This window comes from Actinomadura rubrisoli (genome assembly GCF_004349215.1).
Lineage (GTDB): Bacteria > Actinomycetota > Actinomycetes > Streptosporangiales > Streptosporangiaceae > Spirillospora > Spirillospora rubrisoli.
On the sequence record NZ_SMKU01000163.1, the window covers coordinates 1 to 21,301 of the forward strand.

The 21,301-nt window shown below is 69.4% G+C and carries 28 protein-coding genes and 2 pseudogenes; 19 read left to right on the forward strand and 11 right to left on the reverse strand.

All coding sequences use genetic code 11. The features are described 5' to 3' along the window. The 4 genes from sucB to lipB form a co-directional block, all read left to right on the forward strand. On the forward strand, positions 1-1,028 hold a 1,028-nt coding region (gene sucB, locus E1298_RS26755; protein ID WP_131897979.1), incomplete at its 5' end, for a 2-oxoglutarate dehydrogenase, E2 component, dihydrolipoamide succinyltransferase. Positions 1,029-1,163: 135 nt separating this feature from the next. Continuing rightward, the gene (locus E1298_RS26760; RefSeq protein ID WP_131897981.1) at positions 1,164-2,051 is read left to right on the forward strand and encodes a TIGR01777 family oxidoreductase; all 888 of its coding nucleotides are present in this window, start codon (positions 1,164-1,166) and stop codon (positions 2,049-2,051) included. Between the two features lie 92 nt (positions 2,052-2,143). Next, the gene (locus tag E1298_RS26765; protein WP_131897983.1) at positions 2,144-2,881 is read left to right on the forward strand and encodes a Type 1 glutamine amidotransferase-like domain-containing protein; all 738 of its coding nucleotides are present in this window, start codon (positions 2,144-2,146) and stop codon (positions 2,879-2,881) included. A 167-nt stretch (positions 2,882-3,048) separates the two neighbouring features. Beyond that, positions 3,049-3,801 carry a lipoyl(octanoyl) transferase LipB gene (lipB, locus tag E1298_RS26770; protein ID WP_424923144.1) on the forward strand — a complete coding sequence of 251 codons (753 nt, stop codon included), beginning with the start codon at positions 3,049-3,051 and terminating at the stop codon, positions 3,799-3,801. A gap of 61 nt (positions 3,802-3,862) precedes the next feature. Here lipB and E1298_RS26775 read toward each other — a convergent pair whose 3' ends face one another. Next, a complete protein-coding gene (locus E1298_RS26775) occupies positions 3,863-4,372 on the reverse strand; it encodes a YfbM family protein (protein ID WP_131897985.1) in 510 nt (169 codons plus the stop codon). Positions 4,373-4,569: 197 nt separating this feature from the next. On the opposite strand from E1298_RS26775, the gene lipA reads away from it, so the two are divergent. Beyond that, entirely contained in the window at positions 4,570-5,499 is a 930-nt protein-coding gene (gene lipA / locus E1298_RS26780; protein ID WP_131897987.1) for a lipoyl synthase, read from the forward strand. A 36-nt stretch (positions 5,500-5,535) separates the two neighbouring features. Next, on the forward strand, positions 5,536-6,231 hold the full coding sequence (locus tag E1298_RS26785) for a DUF4191 domain-containing protein (RefSeq protein WP_131897989.1): 696 nt from the start codon (positions 5,536-5,538) through the stop codon (positions 6,229-6,231). 27 nt (positions 6,232-6,258) lie between these two features. Here the strand turns inward: E1298_RS26785 and E1298_RS26790 are convergent, their stop codons facing one another. After that, positions 6,259-6,744, reverse strand: coding sequence for an RDD family protein (locus tag E1298_RS26790; RefSeq protein WP_131897991.1), 486 nt, complete (start codon positions 6,742-6,744; stop codon positions 6,259-6,261). A gap of 189 nt (positions 6,745-6,933) precedes the next feature. Here E1298_RS26790 and glnA point away from each other — a divergent pair, with 189 nt between their 5' ends. The 4 genes and pseudogenes from glnA to E1298_RS48405 all read left to right on the forward strand — a co-directional run bounded on the left by glnA (position 6,934) and on the right by E1298_RS48405 (position 10,901). Then, entirely contained in the window at positions 6,934-8,358 is a 1,425-nt protein-coding gene (gene glnA, locus E1298_RS26795) for a type I glutamate--ammonia ligase (RefSeq protein ID WP_131897993.1), read from the forward strand. 273 nt (positions 8,359-8,631) lie between these two features. After that, positions 8,632-9,087: pseudogene (locus E1298_RS26800) on the forward strand (Tn3 family transposase); the annotation flags it as partial. A 222-nt stretch (positions 9,088-9,309) separates the two neighbouring features. Then, a complete protein-coding gene (locus E1298_RS26805; RefSeq protein ID WP_131897997.1) occupies positions 9,310-10,521 on the forward strand; it encodes a serine hydrolase domain-containing protein in 1,212 nt (403 codons plus the stop codon). Between the two features lie 206 nt (positions 10,522-10,727). Beyond that, positions 10,728-10,901, forward strand: a complete 174-nt coding sequence (locus E1298_RS48405) for a hypothetical protein (RefSeq protein WP_165975675.1) — start codon at positions 10,728-10,730, stop codon at positions 10,899-10,901. On the opposite strand, the gene E1298_RS26810 is transcribed toward E1298_RS48405, so the two are convergent. Further along, on the reverse strand, positions 10,872-11,144 hold the full coding sequence (locus E1298_RS26810) for a hypothetical protein (protein ID WP_207944859.1): 273 nt from the start codon (positions 11,142-11,144) through the stop codon (positions 10,872-10,874). The two genes, E1298_RS48405 and E1298_RS26810, sit on opposite strands and share 30 nt — an antisense overlap. A gap of 13 nt (positions 11,145-11,157) precedes the next feature. On the opposite strand from E1298_RS26810, the pseudogene E1298_RS52125 reads away from it, so the two are divergent. The 3 genes and pseudogenes from E1298_RS52125 to E1298_RS26820 all read left to right on the forward strand — a co-directional run. Next, positions 11,158-11,535, forward strand: a pseudogene (locus tag E1298_RS52125) (DNA-binding protein); the annotation flags it as partial. Positions 11,536-11,557: 22 nt separating this feature from the next. Continuing rightward, on the forward strand, positions 11,558-11,818 hold the full coding sequence (locus E1298_RS26815) for a hypothetical protein (protein WP_131897999.1): 261 nt from the start codon (positions 11,558-11,560) through the stop codon (positions 11,816-11,818). A 1,368-nt stretch (positions 11,819-13,186) separates the two neighbouring features. Further along, on the forward strand, positions 13,187-13,495 hold the full coding sequence (locus E1298_RS26820) for a hypothetical protein (protein ID WP_131898001.1): 309 nt from the start codon (positions 13,187-13,189) through the stop codon (positions 13,493-13,495). Between the two features lie 832 nt (positions 13,496-14,327). Here E1298_RS26820 and E1298_RS26835 read toward each other — a convergent pair. Continuing rightward, entirely contained in the window at positions 14,328-15,134 is an 807-nt protein-coding gene (locus E1298_RS26835) for a phosphotransferase (protein WP_131898003.1), read from the reverse strand. Between the two features lie 12 nt (positions 15,135-15,146). Continuing rightward, the gene (locus E1298_RS48410) at positions 15,147-15,302 is read right to left on the reverse strand and encodes a hypothetical protein (RefSeq protein ID WP_165975677.1); all 156 of its coding nucleotides are present in this window, start codon (positions 15,300-15,302) and stop codon (positions 15,147-15,149) included. 122 nt (positions 15,303-15,424) lie between these two features. Between E1298_RS48410 and E1298_RS26840 the strand changes: the two genes are divergently transcribed. Continuing rightward, positions 15,425-15,679, forward strand: a complete 255-nt coding sequence (locus tag E1298_RS26840) for a hypothetical protein (RefSeq protein ID WP_131898005.1) — start codon at positions 15,425-15,427, stop codon at positions 15,677-15,679. A gap of 228 nt (positions 15,680-15,907) precedes the next feature. On the opposite strand, the gene E1298_RS26845 is transcribed toward E1298_RS26840, so the two are convergent. From E1298_RS26845 to E1298_RS26860, 4 genes are all read right to left on the reverse strand, one after another. Next, entirely contained in the window at positions 15,908-16,399 is a 492-nt protein-coding gene (locus E1298_RS26845; protein ID WP_131898007.1) for a hypothetical protein, read from the reverse strand. 81 nt (positions 16,400-16,480) lie between these two features. Next, positions 16,481-16,693 carry a hypothetical protein gene (locus E1298_RS26850; RefSeq protein ID WP_131898009.1) on the reverse strand — a complete coding sequence of 71 codons (213 nt, stop codon included), beginning with the start codon at positions 16,691-16,693 and terminating at the stop codon, positions 16,481-16,483. After that, a complete protein-coding gene (locus E1298_RS26855; RefSeq protein WP_131898011.1) occupies positions 16,690-17,112 on the reverse strand; it encodes a hypothetical protein in 423 nt (140 codons plus the stop codon). Before E1298_RS26855 ends, E1298_RS26850 begins: the two co-directional genes overlap by 4 nt. Then, a complete protein-coding gene (locus E1298_RS26860; protein WP_131898013.1) occupies positions 17,109-17,366 on the reverse strand; it encodes a hypothetical protein in 258 nt (85 codons plus the stop codon). Before E1298_RS26860 ends, E1298_RS26855 begins: the two co-directional genes overlap by 4 nt. Before the next feature lie 152 nt (positions 17,367-17,518). Between E1298_RS26860 and E1298_RS26865 the strand changes: the two genes are divergently transcribed. The 3 genes from E1298_RS26865 to E1298_RS26875 all read left to right on the forward strand — a co-directional run bounded on the left by E1298_RS26865 (position 17,519) and on the right by E1298_RS26875 (position 19,475). Then, positions 17,519-18,361, forward strand: a complete 843-nt coding sequence (locus E1298_RS26865; RefSeq protein ID WP_131898015.1) for a helix-turn-helix domain-containing protein — start codon at positions 17,519-17,521, stop codon at positions 18,359-18,361. A 263-nt stretch (positions 18,362-18,624) separates the two neighbouring features. Beyond that, positions 18,625-18,861: a hypothetical protein gene (locus E1298_RS26870; protein WP_131898017.1), complete on the forward strand. Its 237-nt coding sequence runs from the start codon at positions 18,625-18,627 to the stop codon at positions 18,859-18,861. Then, on the forward strand, positions 18,858-19,475 hold the full coding sequence (locus tag E1298_RS26875) for a 2'-5' RNA ligase family protein (RefSeq protein ID WP_131898019.1): 618 nt from the start codon (positions 18,858-18,860) through the stop codon (positions 19,473-19,475). The genes E1298_RS26870 and E1298_RS26875 overlap by 4 nt, the downstream gene beginning before the upstream one ends. Before the next feature lie 131 nt (positions 19,476-19,606). On the opposite strand, the gene E1298_RS48415 is transcribed toward E1298_RS26875, so the two are convergent. Beyond that, positions 19,607-19,756: a hypothetical protein gene (locus E1298_RS48415; protein ID WP_165975674.1), complete on the reverse strand. Its 150-nt coding sequence runs from the start codon at positions 19,754-19,756 to the stop codon at positions 19,607-19,609. A 1-nt stretch (position 19,757) separates the two neighbouring features. Between E1298_RS48415 and E1298_RS26880 the strand changes: the two genes are divergently transcribed. Further along, positions 19,758-19,979, forward strand: a complete 222-nt coding sequence (locus tag E1298_RS26880; RefSeq protein ID WP_243725836.1) for a hypothetical protein — start codon at positions 19,758-19,760, stop codon at positions 19,977-19,979. Positions 19,980-20,129: 150 nt separating this feature from the next. Here the strand turns inward: E1298_RS26880 and E1298_RS26885 are convergent, their stop codons facing one another. Further along, positions 20,130-20,354, reverse strand: a complete 225-nt coding sequence (locus tag E1298_RS26885; protein ID WP_131898021.1) for a hypothetical protein — start codon at positions 20,352-20,354, stop codon at positions 20,130-20,132. Between the two features lie 274 nt (positions 20,355-20,628). Here E1298_RS26885 and E1298_RS26890 point away from each other — a divergent pair, with 274 nt between their 5' ends. Continuing rightward, positions 20,629-21,156, forward strand: a complete 528-nt coding sequence (locus E1298_RS26890) for an NUDIX hydrolase (RefSeq protein WP_131898023.1) — start codon at positions 20,629-20,631, stop codon at positions 21,154-21,156. Positions 21,157-21,301 lie beyond the last annotated feature (145 nt).

Here is a 21,301-nt window from a genome sequence, read left to right on the forward strand (position 1 = left end):
CCCCGCCGCCCGCTCCGGCACCGGCGCCCGCGCAGCAGCAGCCCGCGTCCGCGCAACAGCAGCCGGCACCGGCGCCCGAGCAGCCGTCCGCTACGGAGGCCCCCTCCGGCGACGGCCCGTACGTGACGCCGCTGGTGCGCAAGCTCGCCGCCGAGCACAGCGTCGACCTGACCGCGGTCAAGGGCACCGGCGTCGGCGGGCGCATCCGCAAGCAGGACGTCCTGGAGGCCGCCCGCGCCGCGCAGGTCCAGGCCGCGCAGGCCGCCCCGGCGCCCGCCGGAGCCCCGGCCGAGCAGCTCGCGCTGCGCGGCCGGACCGAGAAGATGTCGCGCATCCGGCAGACGATCGCCCGCCGCATGGTGGAGTCGCTCCAGGTGTCCGCGCAGCTCACCACCGTCGTCGAGGTGGACATCACCAAGATCGCGCGGCTGCGGGACCGCGCCAAGGCCGACTTCCAGGCCCGCGAGGGCGTCAAGCTGTCGTTCCTGCCGTTCTTCGCGCTGGCGGCGGTCGAGGCCCTCAAGGCGCACCCGAAGGTCAACGCCGTCATCGACAGCGAGACCAACGAGGTCACCTACCACGACGTCGAGAACCTCGGCATGGCGGTGGACGTCCCCGAGCGCGGCCTGATGGTCCCGGTCGTCCACAACGCGGGCCAGCTCAACCTGGGCGGCCTCGCGCAGCGGATCGCCGACCTGGCCGAGCGCACCCGCACCAACAAGGTGAGCCCGGACGAGCTGTCCGGCGGCACGTTCACGCTGACCAACACCGGCAGCCGCGGCGCGCTGTTCGACACCCCGATCCTCAACCAGCCGCAGGTCGGCATGCTCGGCACCGGCGCCGTCGTCAAGCGCCCCGCCGTCATCGACGACCCGGAGCTGGGCGAGGTCATCGCGGTCCGCTCGATGGTCTACCTGGCCCTCACCTACGACCACCGGCTGATCGACGGCGCCGACGCCGCCCGCTTCCTGGGCACGATCAAGCACCGGCTGGAGGAGGGCAACTTCGAGGCCGACCTCGGCCTCTGACCGCGCACGGCACCCGTGGCCCCGCCGCCCACCGGGCGGCGGGGCCCCGCGCGTCCGGGGGAAACCTCTCCGGGTAAACCCGGGCCTGAATGAGAATCTCAACGCTCGGTAGCGGTGTCGGCTTAGGCTGTGCGCATGAAGGTCACCGTGACGGGCTCGTCGGGCCTGATCGGCACCGCGCTCGTGCGGTCGCTGCGCGCGGACGGGCACGAGGTCCTGCGGCTCGTCCGGAGGGAGCCGGCCAGGCCGGACGAGGCGCGGTGGTCGCCCGCCGACGGATGCGTCGAGGTCGGGGCGGTGGCCGGGGCCGACGCCGTCGTCCACCTCGCCGGGGAGGGCGTGGCCGACCGGCTGTGGACGCCCTCGCACAAGCGGCGGATCAGGGACAGCCGGCTCGGCGGCACGCGGACGCTGTCGGAGGCCATCGCGGCGGCCGACCGGCGCCCGCCCGTCCTGGTCTGCGGGTCGGCCATCGGATTCTACGGCGACACCGGCGACACCGAGGTCGACGAGAAGGCCCCCATGGGCCGCGGCTTCCTGGCCGAGCTCGTCCGCGACTGGGAGGCCGCCGCGACGCCCGCGCGGGAGGTCGGCGTCCGGGTCGTGCACCCGCGGACGGGCGTCGTGCTGGGCCGCGGCGGCGGCCTGCTCGGGCGCACGCTCCCGCTGTTCAGGCTCGGCCTCGGCGGCAGGCTCGGCGACGGGCGGCAGTGGACGAGCTGGATCTCCCTGGACGACCAGGTCGCGGCGCTGCGGTTCCTCATCGAGGGGGAGCTGGCCGGGCCGGTCAACCTGACCGCGCCGAACCCGGTCACCAACGAGGAGTACACGCGGGCCCTGGGCAAGGTGTTGCGCCGTCCGACGCCGCTCACCGTCCCGAGGTTCGCGCTGCGGGCGGCGCTGCGCGGGTTCGCCGACGAGGGTCCGCTGGTCAGCCAGCGGGTCCTGCCGCGGCGGCTGGAGGAGGCGGGGTTCCGGTTCGCGCACCCGGAGGTGGGCGCGGCCCTCAAAGCCGTCCTGTGAGCCCCAAGAAACGTCAAAGTCCCGGGCGGTCCCGTTCGGTCGCCATACGGTTGCATTGAGACGTTGAGACGCCTTGGACCAGAGGAGGGTGAATGAGCACCGATGGACAGCCGCACATCCTCGCGATCGGCGGCGGAACGTTCGTCCCGGACGGTCGTGAGGGGCTCGCCCCGAGCCCGCTGCTGCGCTACGCGTTCGACCTGACCGGCCAGGACCGGCCGCGAGTCTGCTTCCTCACGACGGCGGTCGGCGACAACGCCGCGTACGTGTCGCGCTTCTACGCCGGGTTCTCCTCGATGGACGCCGAGGTCAGCCATCTGGCGCTGTTCCCCATGCCGAACGTGTCCGACATGCGGGCGCACCTGCTGACGCAGGACCTGGTGTACGTGTCGGGCGGGAGCGTCGCCAACCTGCTGGCGCTGTGGCGCCTCCACGGCCTCGACGAGATCATGCGGGACGCGTGGCAGGAGGGCGTGGTCCTGTCGGGGCAGAGCGCGGGCGCGCTGTGCTGGCACGTGGGCGGCAACACCGACTCCTTCGGCCCCCAGCTCCGTCCCATGACGGACGGCCTGGGGTTCCTGCCGTACTCGTGCGGCGTGCACTACGACAGCGACCCGCAGCGCCGTCCGCTGCTGCAGCAGCTCGTCGGAGAGGGAACCCTTCCGGGCGGGTACGCGGCCGACGAGTCGGTCGCCCTGCATTACGTGGGCACGGAGTTCGTCCAGGCCGTCTCGTACCGGCAGGAGGCGGGCGCCTACCGCGTGGAACCGGACGGCCCCGGCACGGCGAAGGAGTCGCGCCTGGAACCCCGGCTGCTCGCCGCCCTGTAACCCGGAGCACTGTGACCCGCCGCCCTGTAACCCGGAGCCCTGAACCCGCCGCCCCGTGACTCGGCGCACTGTGACCCGCGTCCTGTACAGACTTGTGGCTCACCGCCCCGCGCCCTTGTAGGTGACCGCCCTGTAAGGCGCGAAGCGGTGGACATAGGCTGGCGGGCGTGAGCGATGTAGACGTACGCGAGGCGCCCCAGACCACCCCCCTCCAGGGCGGGGCGCAGCCGCCGGGGTTCGGCGTCGAGGAACTGGTGGTCGTCCATGCGGGCTTCGGGACGGCGGCCGTCCCCTACAAGGACGGATGGGACCTGCAGAAGCGCACGCACGCCCTGCGCGTCGACGACCGGATCCCCGACACCGTCCTGCTGATGGAGCACGAGCCGGTCTACACGGCGGGCAAGCGCACCGATCCGCTCGACCGGCCGTTCGGCGACCCGGGCGCCCCGGTGGTGGACGTCGACCGCGGCGGCAAGATCACCTGGCATGGCCCGGGGCAGCTCACCGGCTACCCGATCCTGCGGCTGCCCGACCCGGTCGACGTGCTCGCCTACGTCCGGCTGCTGGAACGGATGATGATGGACGTCTGCGCCGAGCTGGGCCTGGAGACCGTCACCGTGGAGGGCCGCAGCGGCCTGTGGGTGCCGGGCGCCCCCGACCGCAAGATCGGCTCCATCGGGATCCGGGTGTCGCAGGGCGTGACGATGCACGGCTTCCAGCTCAACTGCACCGCCGACATGTCGTGGTTCGACCGGATCATCCCCTGCGGGATCCCGGACGCGGGCTCCACCAGCCTCAGCCTGGAGCTCGGCCGCGAGGTCACGGTCGCCGAAGTCACCCCGCTGGCCGAGCAGCACCTGGCCAGGGCGCTCGGCGCCGCGACGACCCTGCACCGAACCACCGCCCAACTGGGCGTCTGAAACCCCCGGCCGGGCGCGAGGCCCGGGCGGGGAGGGACGAACGCGGGGCTGGGCCCGCCGCTCAGCCCTGCGGCGCCATCACCTTGTACACGGCCAGCCCTTCGGTCGCCGCCGCCTGGTAGAACGCCGTCAGGCCCTCGTAGGCGGGCTTGAGGACGCGGTCGCGGGCGGCGGCGTCCAGCCGTCCGGCGTCCTGGACACCCGCCTCGGCCATCGCCGCCGGGTCGAACCGCGCGGCGATGGCGGCGAACGGCGTCCCGGCCAGATGGTCGGCGGCGGACTTGACCCGCTCCGGCGCCAGGTAGATCACGTCCATGCCCAGCTCGTCCGCGCCGTCCTCGGTGAGCAGGCGCCCGCCGCACACGGCGTCCGCCTCGGCCTGGCGCCCCTCCCACGGATCGCCGGTCACGAGGTAGTGCATGATCTGCCAGGCCCCGCCGAGCTCGAACGCCCGCGGGGCGTGGCGGCGGTGCCAATCGGCGGTGCCGAAGATGTGGCGGGCGATACGGCCGGGATCCGGCTCTCCCTCCAGCACCGGCGGCACCCTGAGGTACGACATTGCCAGACCCACTGCGGCCCCTCCTGGTAACGCTGTTGCGTGACGACAGGGAGTCACCCTAGAGAGATCCACTGCCGCCAACGACACGAACACGCGAATCGACAAGGCGAATCGGGCTCTTGTCACGCGTTCGAGATCACTCCGAGACGCCTTCGAGCCCGGCGGGCGCCGATGTGCCGCCACCGGTGATCGGCACGTACCCTGATGAGGTGACCACGGTGACACCTGAGGGGCGCAAGCTCCTGCGCGTTGAGGCCCGCAACAGCCAGACCCCCATCGAGCGCAAGCCCGAGTGGATCAAGACCCGGCTGAAGATGGGCCCGCAGTACAAGGAGCTCACCTCGCTGGTGAAGTCCGAGGGCCTGCACACGGTGTGCCAGGAGGCCGGCTGCCCCAACATCTTCGAATGCTGGGAGGACCGCGAGGCCACCTTCCTCATCGGCGGCGACCAGTGCACCCGGCGCTGCGACTTCTGCCAGATCGACACCGGTAAGCCCGCCGCCCTCGACCGCGACGAGCCGCGCCGCGTCGCCGAGTCCGTGGCCACGATGGGCCTGCGGTACGCCACCGTCACCGGCGTCGCCCGCGACGACCTGGACGACGGCGGCGCCTGGCTGTACGCCGAGACCGTCCGGCGGATCCACGCGGCCGTCCCCGGCTGCGGCGTCGAACTGCTGATCCCCGACTTCAACGCCGACCCCGGGCAGCTCGCCGAGGTCTTCTCGTCCCGTCCCGAGGTGCTGGCGCACAACGTGGAGACCGTCCCGCGGATCTTCAAGCGGATCCGCCCCGGGTTCCGCTACGAGCGCTCCCTGGAGGTCATCACCAGGGCCCGGCAGGACGGGCTGGTCACCAAGTCCAACCTGATCCTCGGCATGGGCGAGACCCGCGAGGAGGTCTCCGAGGCCCTGCGCGACCTGCACGGCGCCGGCTGCGAGCTCGTCACCATCACCCAGTACCTGCGGCCGAGCCCCCGTCACCACCCGGTCGAGCGGTGGGTGAAGCCCGAGGAGTTCGTCGAGCTGGCGGCCGAGGCCGAGGAGATCGGCTTCGCCGGGGTCATGTCCGGCCCGCTCGTCCGCTCCAGCTACCGCGCCGGCCGCCTCTACAAGCAGGCGATCGAGGCGCGGGAGGGCTGATCCGAGCCGTGCCCCGGCACGACTATCCTTGAGCCCATGTCGAAAAAGCCCACGGACGGGGCCCAGGAGCGTCCGGGCCGCCTCAAGCAGATCCGCATGGTCGCCCAGGTGCTCCGCCAGGCCGACCCGAAGGCCCTCCCGATCGTCTTCGCCTCGGCGATCGGCACCCTGGTCGTCGTCATCCTCATCGGGATGCTGATCGGCCAGCTGTGGTTCTTCATCCCGCTGGGCGTCCTCGCGGCGGCCGCGGTCGGCATGATCGTCTTCGGCCAGCTGGCGCAGCGCGCGCAGTACAAGGTGATCGCCGGGCAGCCGGGCGCCGCCGCGGCGATCCTGAAGAACATGCGCGGCGGCTGGACGGTCACCGAGGCGGTCAGCGGCAACCGCAACCTCGACATGGTCCACCGCGCGGTGGGCCGCGCCGGCGTCGTGCTGGTGTCGGAGGGCCCGCGCGGCCGGGTCGGGCCGCTGCTCGGCGCCGAGAAGAAGCGCATCTCCCGCGCCGCCCAGCAGGTCCCGATCTACGACGTGCAGGTCGGCGACGACGAGGGCCAGATCCCGGTCGACAAGCTCCAGCGGCACCTGATGAAGCTGCCCCGCAACCTCACCAAGGGCCAGGTGGCGGAGCTGAACGACCGCCTCCAGGCGCTCCCCCGCTCCATGCAGATGCCGAAGGGCCCGATGCCCAAGGGCGCGAAGATGCCGAAGGGCCCCAAGCCGAAGATGCGCTGACGGGAAGGCGCCCTCACGGGCGCCTTCTCACACGTTGACGACCGCCGTGTCGGCCGCGCGGTCGTGCAGGCCCCGGTAGTCCCGGTCCCAGATCAGCGCCGGGACGACCAGCAGCAACAGCAGCGTCCTGGCCAGCGACCAGCCGAGGCCGACGGGCCGTCCGTCCAGCCGCGCCACCCGCAGGCCGCACAGCCGCTTGCCGAGCGTCGTGCCCGCCAGCGCCGTGAGCAGCCACGCCTGGATCCCGAAGACGACCAGCGTCCCCATGCTGCGCTCCGCGGGCGTCCACTCGAACGCGCGCGCCACCAGGCTCGCGACGAGCATCGACAGCCCCCAGTCGACGAAGAGCGCGACCAGCCGCCGACCGTAGCCCGCGATGGCGCCGCTCCCGCCCTCCGGAAAGCCGAACCGCTCCCCCGGCCGTCCGAGGTCGGCCCCGGCCGCGCGCGCCCCGCCGAGCCACGTCTGCGTCCACCGCGGCTCCGCCGCCGGCCGCTCCTTGCCACTGCTCATAGCCCCTACGCTATCCCCTCCTCCCGAGGGGTTCCGACGCCCCTCCCCAGGGCAGATGTCAAGTGGCGGGGGACGCCCGTGACGCATGCGACAACGTGATGCGTAACACAGCCGAAACAAACGGGACACGGCCGGGAAACGGCCCGTCCGTACCCTTCAGAAAGCCCAAGAGCGCCCCAAGGAGGCTGGATGTTCAGCAGCGCCGAAGAGGTCCTGAGCTACATCAGGAACGAAGGTGTGCGATTCGTCGACTGCCGGTTCGTGGACCTGCCGGGCAAGATGCAGCACTTCACGTTCCCGGTCGAGAACTTCGGCGAGAGCGTCTTCACCGAGGGGCTGATGTTCGACGGCTCGTCGGTCCGCGGGTTCCAGGAGATCCACGAGTCGGACATGCTCCTCCTCCCCGACCCCGCCACCGCGGTCGTCGACCCGTTCCGCCAGCACAAGACCCTCATCCTGAACTTCTTCGTGCACGACCCGCTGACCGGCGAGCCCTACAGCCGCGACCCGCGCAACGTGGCCAAGAAGGCCCAGGACTACCTGCGCGGCACCGGCATCGCCGACACCGCCTACTGCGGCCCCGAGGCCGAGTTCTACATCTTCGACGACGTCCGCTTCGAGACGAGGCAGAACGCCGGCTACTACTACCTCGACTCGATCGAGGGCGCCTGGAACACCGGACGCGAGGAGGCCGGCGGCAACCTCGGCGCCAAGCCCCCCTACAAGGGCGGCTACTTCCCCGTCCCGCCGATGGACCACTACACCGACCTCCGCTCGGAGATGGTGTCCCAGCTGATCGCCTCCGGCATCGCCGTCGAGATGCAGCACCACGAGGTCGGCACCGCGGGCCAGGCCGAGATCGACTTCCGCTTCGACACGCTGCTGAAGACCGCCGACAACCTGATGCTCTACAAGTACATCGTCAAGAGCGTCGCCCGCGCCGCCGGCACGACCGTCACGTTCATGCCCAAGCCGATCTTCGGTGACAACGGCTCCGGCATGCACGTCCACCAGTCCCTCTGGAAGGACGGCTCGCCCCTGTTCTACGACGAGGTCGGCTACGCGGGCCTGTCGGACAGCGCCCGCTACTACATCGGCGGCCTGCTCAAGCACGCCCCGTCCCTGCTGGCCTTCACGAACCCGACGGTGAACTCCTACCACCGCCTGGTCCCCGGCTTCGAGGCCCCGGTCAACCTCGTCTACTCCCAGCGCAACCGCTCGGCCTGCATCCGCGTCCCGATCACCGGCTCGAACCCGAAGGCCAAGCGCATCGAGTTCCGCGTCCCGGACCCGTCCTGCAACCCCTACCTGGCCTTCTCCGCCATGCTCATGGCCGGCCTGGACGGCATCAAGAACAAGATCGAGCCCGCCGAACCGGTCGACAAGGACCTCTACGAACTCCCGCCCGAAGAGGCCCGGGCCATCCCCCAGGTCCCCGGCTCGCTCCCCGAGGTCCTGGCGTCCCTGGAAGCCGACCACGACTACCTCCTGGAGGGCGGCGTCTTCACCCCGGACCTCATCGAGACCTACATCGCGATGAAGCACGAGTTCGAGATCGACCCGATCCGCCTCCGCCCCCACCCCCACGAATTCGAGCTCTACTACGACATCTAGAAGACGAACACTCTGCCCCGGCCCTCCGCTCCCGAACGTGTCCGCGGCCGCCGGGTAGCCGAGTGAGAGGTCACGGTTGCAGTTCGTGATCGTCGCGAGTCGGGTTTACCGCGCGCTAGCGCATCTCGGTCGTTCGAGGGTGTTGTGGGCTTCGGGGGGCCGATCGGGCGAGTGGGGTGCATGGTGCGTCGGGAGTGGGGCCGGAGGAGCTGATCGCGGCGTGGACGTTGCTGGACGGCGCCTGGGGGCTGGTGGGGAACTAGACGGGGGCGACGTGAGGCCGAGCAGGTGCTGCGCCGCCTCACCCGCGGCGGCCCCAAACACCCCATCGGGGAACTCGGCAAAGCGGTCAAGAGCGTCTTCGCCGCCGAGCACGTCGCCTCGCAGGCACTGCGCCGCGAGATCCACGAGGGCCTGCAGGTCGTGGAGAACCGGCATTCGGCCAACACCGACCTGTTCTACGGCAGCGCCGCCACCATTCCCGGCAGCGACAAGGAACACCAGGAAGTCTCCATGCTCAGCCTGATCCTTTCCCGTCCCTTCGGTCAGGCTGATCGAGGGGACGGGACGCTCTGGTCGGGCAGCAGACCGGCCAACGCGGTCCGGACGGCGGCCCGGCTCACCCCATGCGCACGAGCGAGAGCCGCAATCGAGGCGCCCTGGTTGGTGAACGCCGACCGCACCTCCTCAAGCCGGGCGCCGGTCAGCGCGGGCCGCCGGCAGCGGTAGCGGCCCTCGGCCTCCGTGACCCGTCGTTCCTTATGTGGGGGAAACGCGCCCTTGTGTTGTCTGTTGCGTGTGCGCCCGGCATCGGCCCGGGCGGCGGATGAGACTCGACGTGACACCGGCCGATGCGCTGGGTGTGCCGTTGTGGGCGAGCCACGCTAGCGCCTGGTCGCCCGCGCGGCGGTTCCGGCCGTCGGTGCGTCGTGTTCTAAAGGGAGACGTGCAATGACTCGACCCCGGCCTTGCGGCCCGTTGTCCCGGCGCTCGGCGCTCGGTGTGCTCGGAGCGGTTCCGGTCGCCGCGGGTACGGCGCTGGTCGCTCCGGGCATCGCCGGCGCCGACCAGGCGCGGAACGGCCCGGTGCCGAGGGACCTGCGGCCCGGTGGCGCCTTCGACCGGCATGTGGCCAAGCTGGCGGCCGAGGACAAGTTCTCGGGCAGCCTGCTGCTGGCTCACCAAGGCAAGGCGGTGCTCGCCAGGGCGTACGGGAAGGCCAACAAGCGGTTGTCGATTCCCAACCGGCCGGACACCACCTTCGTTCTCGCCTCGATGACCAAGATGTTCACCGCCGTGGCGCTCGTCCAGCTCGCCGAGCGGGGCAAGGTCGACTTCTTCAAGACCCTGGGCACCTACGTGAAGGGCTTCCCGGCCGACATCGCCGACAAGGTCACCGTCCACCAGCTGCTCACCCACACCTCCGGAATGGGTGACCACACGCAGGAGCCGGAGTGGGACAAGGAGTCCACCAAGTGGACCAGCACCGCCGAAGTCTGGAACGGCACCTTGGCGATCATCCGGAAGATGCCGCTGAAGTCCGCTCCCGGCACCCAGTTCGGCTACAGCAACGCCGGCTTCTGCGTGCTCGGTGAGATCGTCGCGCAGGTCTCCGGCCAGTCCTACTACGACTACGTCCGCGACAACGTCTTCACCAAGGCCGGTATGGCCCATACCGCCTTCTACACCAAGCCGCAGTGGCAGACCGACAAGCGCATCGCCCACCCCTACGGCTCCGATCCCTCGGGAGGGCCACGCGTCGACAGGATCGACGATCAAACATTCATCGGCAGCCCGGCCGGAAACGCGTTCTCCCCCTGCGCGGACATGATCCGCTTCGGCCGTGCGCTGCACGGCGGCAAGCTGCTCGACCATGCCTTCAAGGACCTGGCCATGAGCGGGAAGGTATCCCTCCCCCCAACGCCATCCAGCGACTCAGCTGTCCAGACCACCCACTGGGGCTACGGCTTCATCGCCTGGATCTACAACAACCAGCGAATCGTCGGGCACACCGGCGGCTCCATGAACGGCGGCATCAGCACGATGACCGATACCTACCCCGACCTGGATTGGGAGGTGGCCATCCTCATGAACTACGACGACCTGACCGTCCTCAACGCCCTGTCGAGCCACGCAAGGCGTCTGATAACCCGCTCGTCATGACCCGCGCTTTCGCTCCGCCGTCCAGGCGACCGGGGTCCCGGTAGCGCTGACGTAGAAGGGGCGCAGCCCTGGTAAGGCCCGGTGATTGAGTGGTCTGTGTTCTCTGCCGGCTGTCACTGTCTGTGGTGGTCGCCGGGCGCGTAGCGGCTCCAGGGGCGCTGGCGGCGTCGGCGGTGCGGAGTTCCCCCGCCCGCGCTGGGTTCTCGGTGGAAAGCCACGACCCGCTCGTGGTGGGGGTCTGCGACGACTTCACCGACCACGCCCGGCAGCCGGCCGAGCACGCCCGCGCCGCCCAGGTGCTGACCGAGGCCGGCCACATCCTCCCCCGCAGAGTGGCATCGCCGGGGTGCTCAGGCGATGGGGCCGGGCTGATCGGGTAGCAGGTCGGCGAGCGCGGTCCGAACGCCAGCGCGGCTCACTCCGTGGGCGCGTGCGAGGGCGGCGATCCCTTCGGCGGTAAGTTCGTTCTGCAGGTCGCGCTGGAACTGCCCGACAGCGGTGATCACGTTGATGAGCAGCGCAATGGTGGCGTCGTTCGCGGCCAGGTCGTGGATGTTCGACAGTGGTCCGGACAGGACGCGCAAGGCGACGCCGATCCGGCAGGACACCTCCCGGCTGATCACCCATGAGGCGCTGATGCTCTCCCGGCAGGCCGGCGACCGCGACATGGAGCTGTTCGAGCTGGCGCACCTGGCGATGCAGTCCGTGTACCTTCACCGGCCCACGGAGGCCCTGCGGATCACCACCGACCTCCTGGCCGACGGCGACCTCGCCCCACGCGTGAGGGCGCTGTTCGACATCCGGCAGGGGCGTGCACTGGCGCAGCTCGGCCACGGGCGACGCGCATTCGACGCTCTCGGCCGAGCGCGCTCGACCTTGATGGACGGCATAACCGCCAAGGATTCGCACTGGACGTGGTGGCTCACCGAAGCCGAGGCACTTTGGCGCATGGGGATGGCGCATGCCGAGCTCGGGCAATGGGGCGCAGCGGTGCCGCTTCTCGCCGAGTCTGCGAGCCTGCGGAAGGCCAATCGCCGTGACCGCTACAACGACCTGGTGCACCTGTCTGAACGCGCTGGTGCATGTGCGGGACTGGCAGGAGGCCGAGCCCGTCATGGCCGAGGTGGCCGGCGTGGCGGGCGAGGTGGGATCGGCTCGGACAACGAACCTGCTTGGGCGGATCGCCGGTCGCGTGGCGCACGCCGATGCGCCGTCGACCATCGCGGATCTGGCGGACGCCCTTGAGCGTCTTCTAGGTGAAGGTCAGAGCGTCGAACACGACGCCGGGCTAGGCTGAACAAGCGATGCACCGACGCCCCGCCACCCTCCAGGCGAGGGGACGGGGCGCCAGTCTCGTTCCGGAACTCAGGTCCGCGACTCCCAGCCGTACCCGACCTCGGCGAGGCGCGCGGCGACCGGCCCCCAGACGCCGTGATGCAGAATCCCGCGTCCGAGCGTGATGGCCTCTCCACGCCGCTGATCAACTCCTTGCCCGTCGCGTCGAGGCGGCACAGCAGGGTCTTGGACGCGCTGAGCCCGTACCGGCGCTCGGCCCGCAGGGCGATTCGGCGGATGGTGGTGGCGAGGTCCTCGTGACCGCCTCGCGGCTGCTCTCGGGTTCACCACCGGCGGTAGGTGCCGGAGATTGCCGCGGACGACTCGGCCTCGTTCCGGAGAAGAGAACGCTGGACGGCCTGCTCGATTCCTGCTGAGAACGCCAGGCCCCACCCCCTGCGATCGCGGGGTGGGGCGGCCTCTTCGTTTCTCGGCCACGAACACACCCACGCCCGCACGCGACCATGAGTCACCTGACCCCGCAATAGGTCAACTCACTCAACAGACCTATCCGAGTTCAGCGCCCGAGCCGTCTGGCTCTTTTCCGGCGCCGTACCACTAAAGGTCACGTCCTGAAGATATACGTGCGATGATGTCAGCCAACTTTGAGATTCCCAGTATCCGCCAGCCTTTCTCATTAGGTCCCACTTGATGGTGTAGCAAGCTCCGGGCCCTATCGGAACGCCAAAGCTAGTGTATTTCGCCTGGTAACTATTGGAGGATATCTCGAAATCATAATCCTCGACCCGTGCGGCGGTGATACGGACGCGTCCTGTCACTTTGATTCCTCCATCCCCATACCATGCAACCCCCAATAATAGAAAGAGTCGAAAGTGCCGTGAGGGCGGACGAGGAACTTCCGTTCTCCTTCACGACTTCGGCAGTTGGAATCCACGACCTTTTGCTCCGCCGCGCGGGCGGATCGGTCAGGTGATTCCGCTTGTGCGGCTGTCGCTGTGGTTGTCGCGAACAACGAAGATACAGTCATTAGCACGGATGCCGGCCTGATGTACATCATTCCTCCTTGAGTTGGGCGGGTCATGTGCATCACGCCCAACCTGTCGCCAAAGCCGTAGCCGCACCGAAACCGGCTCCACAGGGCCCTTCATAGAATTACGGCGCCCCTGTCTTCATCGACAAACAACCCTTCATTCGCCATTATAGAATGCCGATACAATGAGGTTGATGGTTGGACAAAGAGGTTGTTGTGGGGAAATATGCCCGGACAGGAACGCAGAACCAGGAACCGATTCGATGAACTCCGTAGCGTGACGGCAAGGGAACTGACAATGTTGCCCGCGTTCCATTCACTAGCGAGAGAGGACTGTCGATGTCTCGTTCCCCCCGCGTTCCCCGACTGGCGGCCGCGGCCCTGCTGGCCGCCGTCGTCGGCGGCGGGACGGTGATGACCACTGCGGTCACTGCCGCCACCCCGGCCACCGCAGACGCCTCCGAGTGCCAGAAGTACCTCATCGACCGCTACCCCGGGGTGGTCACCGAGGCTGCGGCCACGGCGGCCTGCACCGTGCCCGCGAACCTGCCCGATAAGGGCATCCCGGTGTGCGAGCAAGGAGGGAAGGCCCTCGACATCACCAAAGAGGACGCCAGTCGCGCCTGCTCCCTCGCCACCCAAAAGTAGGGGCCGCCGAACCGCCCGCAGGCCGGCCTCACGGCCCGCCTGCGGGCGCCGGGCGGACGGCCGATGGCCAGCGCGGAGGCCGGGCTTTCCTCACGCCAAGCAGTCAGGATCGGCTCGATCAGCTTCCAGTGGGCATCGGAGAGGTCACTGGGCAGCGAAGGCGTGTGCTCATTCCAGGACGTACGCCACGCAAGGCGAGATGCCTAGGCGTAGGACCAACACTCCACTCGCCTCAAGGATCCGGCCCAATGGGTCCCGACCCCTGGACTCGTTCCGCTGCATGTAAGCCCGGTCCTGGATCGATGTGAGGTACCGGTACGACCCTGCCGGTCGACGCGGCGGAGTGGACCGCGCTGGACGGTCTACTCGACGCCTGCTGAGGCGCTTCACGGCCCGAATTCCGGCCGAGTGATCGTGGCGCACGCGTGGTCCAGTGCAATGAGGACCTCCTGAACTCGGGTTGGACCGAGGTTGTGCGCCTGGTCCAGGCGTCCGAGTGCCGCGAGTTCGACCACGTCGCCCACGGTGCTGATGAACCGATCGCCTTCGGCCCGAAGCGCGGACCGCAACGGCCACAGCACGTGCTGGGACAGGTTCAGGCACTCAAGCGGGCCGTCCAGTGTGGGGACGGGCCCGGCATCCGTGCAGCGCAGGTCGACCGCGGCAACGCATTCGAGATCGACCCCATCCGCCTCCGCCTCCGCCCCCGCCGCACGAATTCGAGCTCTTCTACGACATTTAGTCCCACAGTGCGAGGGCCCGGCAGTCGAGAACCGCTGGGCGCGCTCGCACACCCATATCCCCCAAGACGATCTTTCTCGCCGAACAGGCACTATCGCGAGACCCGGTACTCGGCCCACCGCTGAGCGACGGCGACGTACTCAGGCACCGCGCCGCCACCGTGGGCCCGTTCGCCATAACGCCTCCACCGCTCGGCCGAGGCCCTCGCGTACAGGCCGATCGCGGCCGGATCAGCGGCGTCCCATGACGGGATGGACTCGGCCCACCGCTCGGCCTGCCGGGGCGTGTGTCCCGCACGGATCAGCCACGGGACGACCTGTCCCGCCTCCACCCAAGGCGCGCCACGCGAGGCGAACGCCCAGTCCACGACGTACACGCGCCCCTCGGACGTGATCAGCAGATTGCGAGGGTTGAGATCGGTGTGCAGCAACGCGTTCCCGGCAATCGACGACACATCGGCCGCGACGGCTTCCCAGCGCCGTTCAACGCGCATCTGAACCACGTCAGGGCACGGCAACGCCTGGATCGCCCGCACCACCCTGGTGAGCAAGGCCAGGTCTGCAGAGCCCGGGGCGTAGTCGGCGTGCCTGCCCTCCACGTGCTCGAACCCGAGCGCAAGCCACCCCCCGGCTTCCGCCGTCCACAGAAGCCGGGGGGCGAGCCCGCTCACGTGCTGGTTGATGGCCGCTTCCCTGCGCAGCGCCCGAACCTCCGCGCCGTCCTCGTCCGGCAGCTTCCGTGCCGCCTTAACGAACACCGGCCCCTGCAGAACATGGAGCGTCGAGGCGAAGTCGGCATGGCCGCCACCCGCCGCCGACTCGACACGCCGAACCGGGCCACTGTGCTCCTGGACGGCGTCCCGAAGCGCTCCGGGCAGGTCATCCCAAGTGCTGCGCATGGAAGCCTTCCGCTATCCGCCGCCAGGCATACTGCATTCAGGCGGGCAGCAGCCCGCGCCTTCGTTGTCCCAGAATTCCATGTCCACCCGGTAGCCGGTGGCATGCAGTGCCGGGATGGTCCGGGCAAGCGCGGCGCCGGACAGAATGTCGTCGTCCAGAACGCGCACATGGTGAATGTATCGACCGGCGTGCTTCTCGCCGAACGCATGTACGGCTGGGACCGCTTGATGAAAGCATGCCAGCCCTCGTCCACCGGCACCGAGGGCACAATCCGCACCCAATCGCCGCCGTGGGCATCGTGGTCCCGCATTATGTTGGCCTGCGCCTTGAGGAAGACCAGAGCCTGCCCCATCATCCGCTGGGCGTGCCGCGCGGTAACGCGGTCGTACCGGACGATGTCCTCGACAAGCAGGTCGAACACCTCGGCGTCGACCAGCTCACGGGGGTCTTTGACGGCTTCGGCCGCCTGGTCGGTGGTGATGGTCATGTGCACCTCCAGCGCGCTGTATCGGATCTTGCGCGCGCCCCAGATGCGCGCCTGTGACCTGGGGCCGCGAGCTGGATGAGAGGCGGCGCGGCCGAAGACGTCGCCCCGGGCCGTACGGCGCCGCCCCTCGCTCATCCCTCCTCAAGGACGGAACGGATCGGGCCGTCGACCGCCCATGCGATCCGCTTAGCCGCCTTCTCGCCATCCCGTCGCGTCGATGTAGCGGGACGCGATGGCGCAGCGCGTCCAACTGCCCGTACGGCACCACGTCCAGATCGGCGGCCATCAGGTCCTCCTCCGTGGGGTCCGGACTCGATCGGCCAGGCGCCGCCGTAATGATTCCTCCTCCGCAGCGGTGCACAACGACGCTGTCGCCATGTAGGGGCCGAGCCGGGTCTCGATACCGGCGACCGCTGCGGCGAGATCGTGGCACGGTGCCAGCGGGTCGCCGGTCGAGGAGATGAACCAGGGCACCCCGCCCACACCCGGCTTCACCCACACGCTCTCCCCGACGCCCGGCAACTCGGGCGCAACCACCCGCAACAGCGCGGGGCTCTCCTGGTATCGCGGGGACGTAGACCAGCCAGCGGCAGTGAGCGCACGAGCAAGGGCGTCCAGATGATCGGTCGCGGTCACCGGCAAGGCGGCGCGGCGGCCGGGGACGCCGACGTCGCCCCCGGCCGCCGCGCCAGGACACAGGACCTCCGACTGTCCGGCCGTGGAATGCCGGGTGGCCAGCCCCGCGAGGAACAGGCGAGCGCGGGAGGCCGCCCGCACGGAACCTCCCGCGCCCTCTGGGGACGGCGCGACGCGGGGGCGTGACGCATCGCGCCGTCCCGGCTTGAGAAACCAGGGCATCTAGATCGCCGCCCGCCGCAGGTACCAGTCGACGGTGACCGCCAGCGCCTCCGCGCTCGGCGCCTCGACCAGACGCGGGCCGTACCGCGACGGCAAGAGCGCCCACCACATCTGCGTGGCCTCTCCCCACCACGTCGTGATCCCAGCGGGGATGCTCGGGGGCGCATCCCGGACGGGCGACAGGTCGACCACGGTGTGCTCCAGCCGGTTCATGACCGATCCCCAAAGGACGACAGGACGGCGTCGACGGCGGCCAGCGGGTCCTCGATCGGGCCGATCACCCGGCCGCCCGCCAACCAGCGGAACAACCCCAACCGGCAGGTCAGCATCTGGGTACGCCCGCCTGGGCCCGTCGCGGTCAGCGTCATGTCATAGGCGGTGGCGGTGATGCCGCACTTGCGCAGCTCGACCGCCAGATCCCGCAACGCCAGCCCGGCGTCGATCCCGGCCGCCTCATGCAGCAACTCACGAAGCAGCCCCGCCTCATCGGCCTGAACGCCGAGGAAACCGCCGTGCCCGGGCGGGACGAGCCGCGAGGCGCGCCAAGACGCTCCGCCCGGCTCGTCCTTGACCTCCACCAGCCAGCCGGGGAACTCCTCAGCCAGCGCACGCCGCGCCTCCGGCCCGCTCATCGCGCACCTGCCTCGTCCTCGGCGACCTCACGCAACTTCGCGCGCAGCCCGTCCGCCGTGTCCGCGTCCAGCTCCGTACACACGCGCGCCCCGAGCAGCCGACCGTCCAGCCGAGCACGCCGGACGGTCCGGATCGCCCACCAGCGGCCGGTGTCGCTGGTGTGGACGATGCTCCAGTTTCCGAACTCCCCCCGCAACGCGGCTTTCTGCGCCGCGACCGCGTCCACTCCCACCGGCGGCTGTACCTGGCTCACCGTCGAACCTCGTTTCTGGTCGAGCCCTGGATCAAGCGGGCGTCCGCTCGCTCGCCCGGGCTGCGTATGTGTGCTGCGACACATCTACTTACATGGCAACCGGAAGGAGCAACACGCTTGCGCAATATTGCGCCTTCTGACCTACTGGAGCCATGACACTCCGGACATCGCCCCCACAACGATCGCCCCTTGACCTGCGCCGGGACCTGGGGTCGCGGCTGAGGGTGCTCCGTCTTCAGGCGGGCTTGAGCGGCAAGGACCTCGCCGAGCTTCTCGGCTGCCATCCGTCCAAGGTCTCCCGCCTGGAGCACGGGGGCGCCATTCCCTCGGTCGCCGATATCCGCGCCTGGTGTGCGCACTGCAACGCCGAGGACCAGGCCGACGACCTCGCCGCGGACGCCACGGCCGTCGAGGCGGCCTACTCGACGTGGCGCTCCAACCAGCGGACCGGGCTGCTGCGCATGCAGAAGGAGGTCGGCGACCTGTTCTCCCGCACCCGCCGGTTCCTCGCCTATGAGTCCCGCGTGATACCCGGCCTGCTGCAAACCGCCGACTACTCCCGCGCCATCCTGGAGGCCGCACGGGCACGGCGCAGGTCACCCGACGACGTGTCCGACGCCGTCACGGCACGCTACGAGCTGCGACGCGTCCTGGACGGCCCCGCGACGTTCAACCTCCTCGTCGAAGAGCACGTCCTACGGTCACCGATCGCACCGCCCGAGATCATGCGGGAGCAGGCCGATCAGCTCGTCGCAGACTCCCGTCGGCCCAACGTGTCGCTGGGCGTGATCCCATTGGGTCCACGTACTCGCGCGGGGGTAGAGAACTTCTACGTCTATGACCAGATCCTCGTCCGCATTCAGCTTTTGTCCGGCCGGTTCACCGTCAACGCCCCCGGAGATGTGGCCGAGTATCTCGCCGCCTTCGCGGAACTGTCCGAACTGGCCGTCGTCGGCGACGAGGCGCGCGCCTTGATCCGCGACGCGATCGGCTGACGCGCAACAATTCGGCAGCCGACCCATCCGCTCCGCTGCCTGCTCCACGTCCGCCGCCAACCGGCCGCCGGTGTCAGGGCCGGTCGACCACACGGAGGTCTCGGCGTCCCCGGCCCAGGCAGGCAAACTACGCCGTTGGGGTCGCCCTGGGCGCACGAGACACCACGAGCGCACTCGCGAGCGTGGCCGAAGCACGCGAGGCTTATGCCACCGGGGAACTGTGGGCGTACGGGACGTGGGCACAGATCTGCATAGGTGCCGGAATGGCCTACGTCCTCAAGGGCGATCTGGACGAGGCGCTCGGCGAGCTGACCCCGATCCTGGCCTTGCCCGGCGAGCAGCGCCTCGCAACGCTGGTGAGTCGGTTCGGCGAGGTCGACCAGCACCTCGCCCACCGCAGATTTCGCGGTAGCCCCGCCGTTCTGGCTCTTCGCGAGCAGATCACTGAATATCAGGCAGAGGCGATCACAACCAAGGCGATCACCAAGGGAGACGAATGACCTCCGCACCCGAGAGCATGCGCGACCACTGGTGGTGGCGACCCGGCTGGAAGGTCGGTCGCCGCATGTACACCTGGCACATCACCTTCGACGGCCAGGCTGAACTCCACCAACTCGTCCACGAATACCAGGCACGGCTGGCCGGCCTGCCCGGCCTCGACCCGATCCCAGAGCAGTGGCTTCATCTCACCACTCAGGGCTTGGGATTCGCCGACGAGGTGCCGGACGAGGTCGTGGTCCAGGTGGTCGGGAAGGTCCGGAGTCGGCTCGCTGATGTCCCTCCGGTGGAGGTGAGCGTCGGCCCCGCGATCGTCGATCCGGAGGTGGTGCGGCTCAAGGTCCATCCCGCCGCCGCGCTCGTCCCGATCCGCACAGCGATCCGCGACGCGATCATCGAGGCGACCGGTTCTGTCGGCGAGTCGCCGGACTGGAACCCGCATGTCAGCGTGGCCTACAGCAATGTCGAGGGCCCGCTGGCGGAGATCGCGGCCGTACTGGCGGAGGAACTCCCGCCCGTCCAAACCGCGATCAAGGACGTTCAGCTCATCCTGCTCGGCCGCGACGAACAGTGCTACACGTGGGACACCAAGGCCGTCGTACCGCTCACCGGATGATCTCTGACAGATCGAACGCCGGGTACACGCACAGTCTCGTGCTGCCATGGGCACTCTTCCCCTGCGGGTGGAAGCCGCAGCCGCTCGTCGGCGTTCTCGCGCGGACGGCCTCGCGGATCGCTGGGACGGCCTCATGCGGGATCCGTGCGAAGGGACGCCAGCGGGAGCGATGCCGTGTCGCCCAGGTCCATGTCGGTGCCGGCGAGCAGGGGGTCTCCGACGCCGAGCGCCTCGGCGAGCCTGACCAGGGTGGGCAGGCGGGGCGGAAGCAGCCGGCCCAACGTGTCGCTGGGCGTGATCCCGTTGGGTCCACGTACTCGCGCAGGGGTAGAGAACTTCTACGTCTATGACCAGAACCTCGTCCGTATCCAGCTTTTGTCCGGCCGGTTCACCGTCAACGCCCCCGGAGATGTGGCCGAGTACCTCGCCGCCTTCGCGGAACTGTCCGAACTGGCCGTCGTCGGCGACGAGGCGCGCGCCCTAATCCGCGATGCGATCGGCTGACGCGCAACAATTCGGCAGCTGGCCTGTGCGCTCCAGGCGCCCGCGATCCCGACGCGATGCGACGGTCGGTCACCGAGGCCGACGATGCCTGGGCCGCCGGCGGCCAACGGGACCAGGCCGGGAGCGGCTGGAGTACGCGCGGCGGCGCGCCTAATCGGTGTCGGTGATCTCGCTGGCACCGGTCACCACGACGTGCCCGCCGATGCGCTCGTGGGCTGCCACCTTGAGCCGGTCATAAGCGAGTTGCTCGTCCTCGCCGAAGACGTCCAACCCAATGGTGTCGAGCTCTACCTCGATGTAGTGCTCCCGTGCGGGCTCAAGACCGAACATCGTAGATCCGTCGTCGATCACGTACCTGACTTGCCATTTCGTCATCGCGCTCTCCCTCGGTCCCGGCCCCAAGGGGAGCCTCGGGAGGTTCGAGTCCCAGAGGCTGTCGCCACCGTAGCGAGTGCCGAGGTAGCCGTCTGGCTAGCAGCGCCTCGCAACACTAGTGAGTCGGTTCGGCGAGGTCGCCCAGCACCTCGCCCACTGCAGAGTTCACGCTAGCCCCGCCGTTCTGGCTCTTCGTGAGCGGGCGGAACTCCAGGTGCAACGCGAACAGTAGCGTGACGTGCGAGCCGCGCCGCCGACCAAAGGGAGCCTGCCCGTGCGCTGGAAGGTCCACTCCGAAAAGCCCCTGTACACCGACCCGTGGCTCGACATCCGCGTCGCCGACGTAGAGATCACTGGTGGACGGCGCCTGGAGCACCGGATCATCCGGTCGCGCACCGGTGGCGCGGGGGCTGTCGTGGTGGACGAGAAACGGCGCGTGCTTCTGGAGTGGCGGCACAGGTTCATCACCGACGCCTGGGGATGGGAGATACCGATCGGCGGTATTCGCGATGGTGAAACACCTGAAGCCGCCGCTGCCCGTGAAGTCGAGGAGGAGACCGGGTGGCGGCCCGGCTCGATGCGACCGCTCACCGTCGTACACCCCACTCCCGGGATCTCCGACTCCCGGCACCACATCTTTTGGGCGGACGGCGCCACCTACATCGAGCCGCCGGCCGAGGACTGGGAGGCCGAGCGCATCGATTGGATTCCGCTCAGCAAGATTCGCGGACTCGTGGAGGCTGGAGAGATCGTCAGTGGCACCAGCATGGCGGCTCTGCTGCTCGCTGCCAGCGGCTCGTAGCTTGCGGGTGACCATGTTCAACGCGAGCGCAACTCGCAGGACGACGTCGACCTCCGAGACGGTGTGCCCGTCCAGCGTGGGAGAGGGCCCCGGCTGAAATGAACGCCCCGTCCTCTCCGCTTCGGCGATGAGGGGGCGGGGCGGG

Bases quoted from the DNA above. Each gene is read 5' to 3' on its own strand.
- E1298_RS26865 (WP_131898015.1), top strand. From the start codon at position 17,519: ATGACACTCCGGACATCGCCCCCACAACGATCGCCCCTTGACCTGCGC.
- E1298_RS26855 (WP_131898011.1), bottom strand. From the start codon at position 17,112: ATGAGCGGGCCGGAGGCGCGGCGTGCGCTGGCTGAGGAGTTCCCCGGC.
- E1298_RS26760 (WP_131897981.1), top strand. From the start codon at position 1,164: ATGAAGGTCACCGTGACGGGCTCGTCGGGCCTGATCGGCACCGCGCTC.
- E1298_RS26765 (WP_131897983.1), top strand. From the start codon at position 2,144: ATGAGCACCGATGGACAGCCGCACATCCTCGCGATCGGCGGCGGAACG.
- E1298_RS26850 (WP_131898009.1), bottom strand. From the start codon at position 16,693: ATGAACCGGCTGGAGCACACCGTGGTCGACCTGTCGCCCGTCCGGGAT.
- E1298_RS26785 (WP_131897989.1), top strand. From the start codon at position 5,536: ATGTCGAAAAAGCCCACGGACGGGGCCCAGGAGCGTCCGGGCCGCCTC.
- E1298_RS26820 (WP_131898001.1), top strand. From the start codon at position 13,187: ATGTCTCGTTCCCCCCGCGTTCCCCGACTGGCGGCCGCGGCCCTGCTG.
- E1298_RS26885 (WP_131898021.1), bottom strand. From the start codon at position 20,354: ATGACGAAATGGCAAGTCAGGTACGTGATCGACGACGGATCTACGATG.
- E1298_RS26870 (WP_131898017.1), top strand. From the start codon at position 18,625: ATGGCCTACGTCCTCAAGGGCGATCTGGACGAGGCGCTCGGCGAGCTG.
- E1298_RS26835 (WP_131898003.1), bottom strand. From the start codon at position 15,134: ATGCGCAGCACTTGGGATGACCTGCCCGGAGCGCTTCGGGACGCCGTC.
- E1298_RS26790 (WP_131897991.1), bottom strand. From the start codon at position 6,744: ATGAGCAGTGGCAAGGAGCGGCCGGCGGCGGAGCCGCGGTGGACGCAG.
- E1298_RS26805 (WP_131897997.1), top strand. From the start codon at position 9,310: ATGACTCGACCCCGGCCTTGCGGCCCGTTGTCCCGGCGCTCGGCGCTC.
- E1298_RS26875 (WP_131898019.1), top strand. From the start codon at position 18,858: ATGACCTCCGCACCCGAGAGCATGCGCGACCACTGGTGGTGGCGACCC.
- glnA (WP_131897993.1), top strand. From the start codon at position 6,934: ATGTTCAGCAGCGCCGAAGAGGTCCTGAGCTACATCAGGAACGAAGGT.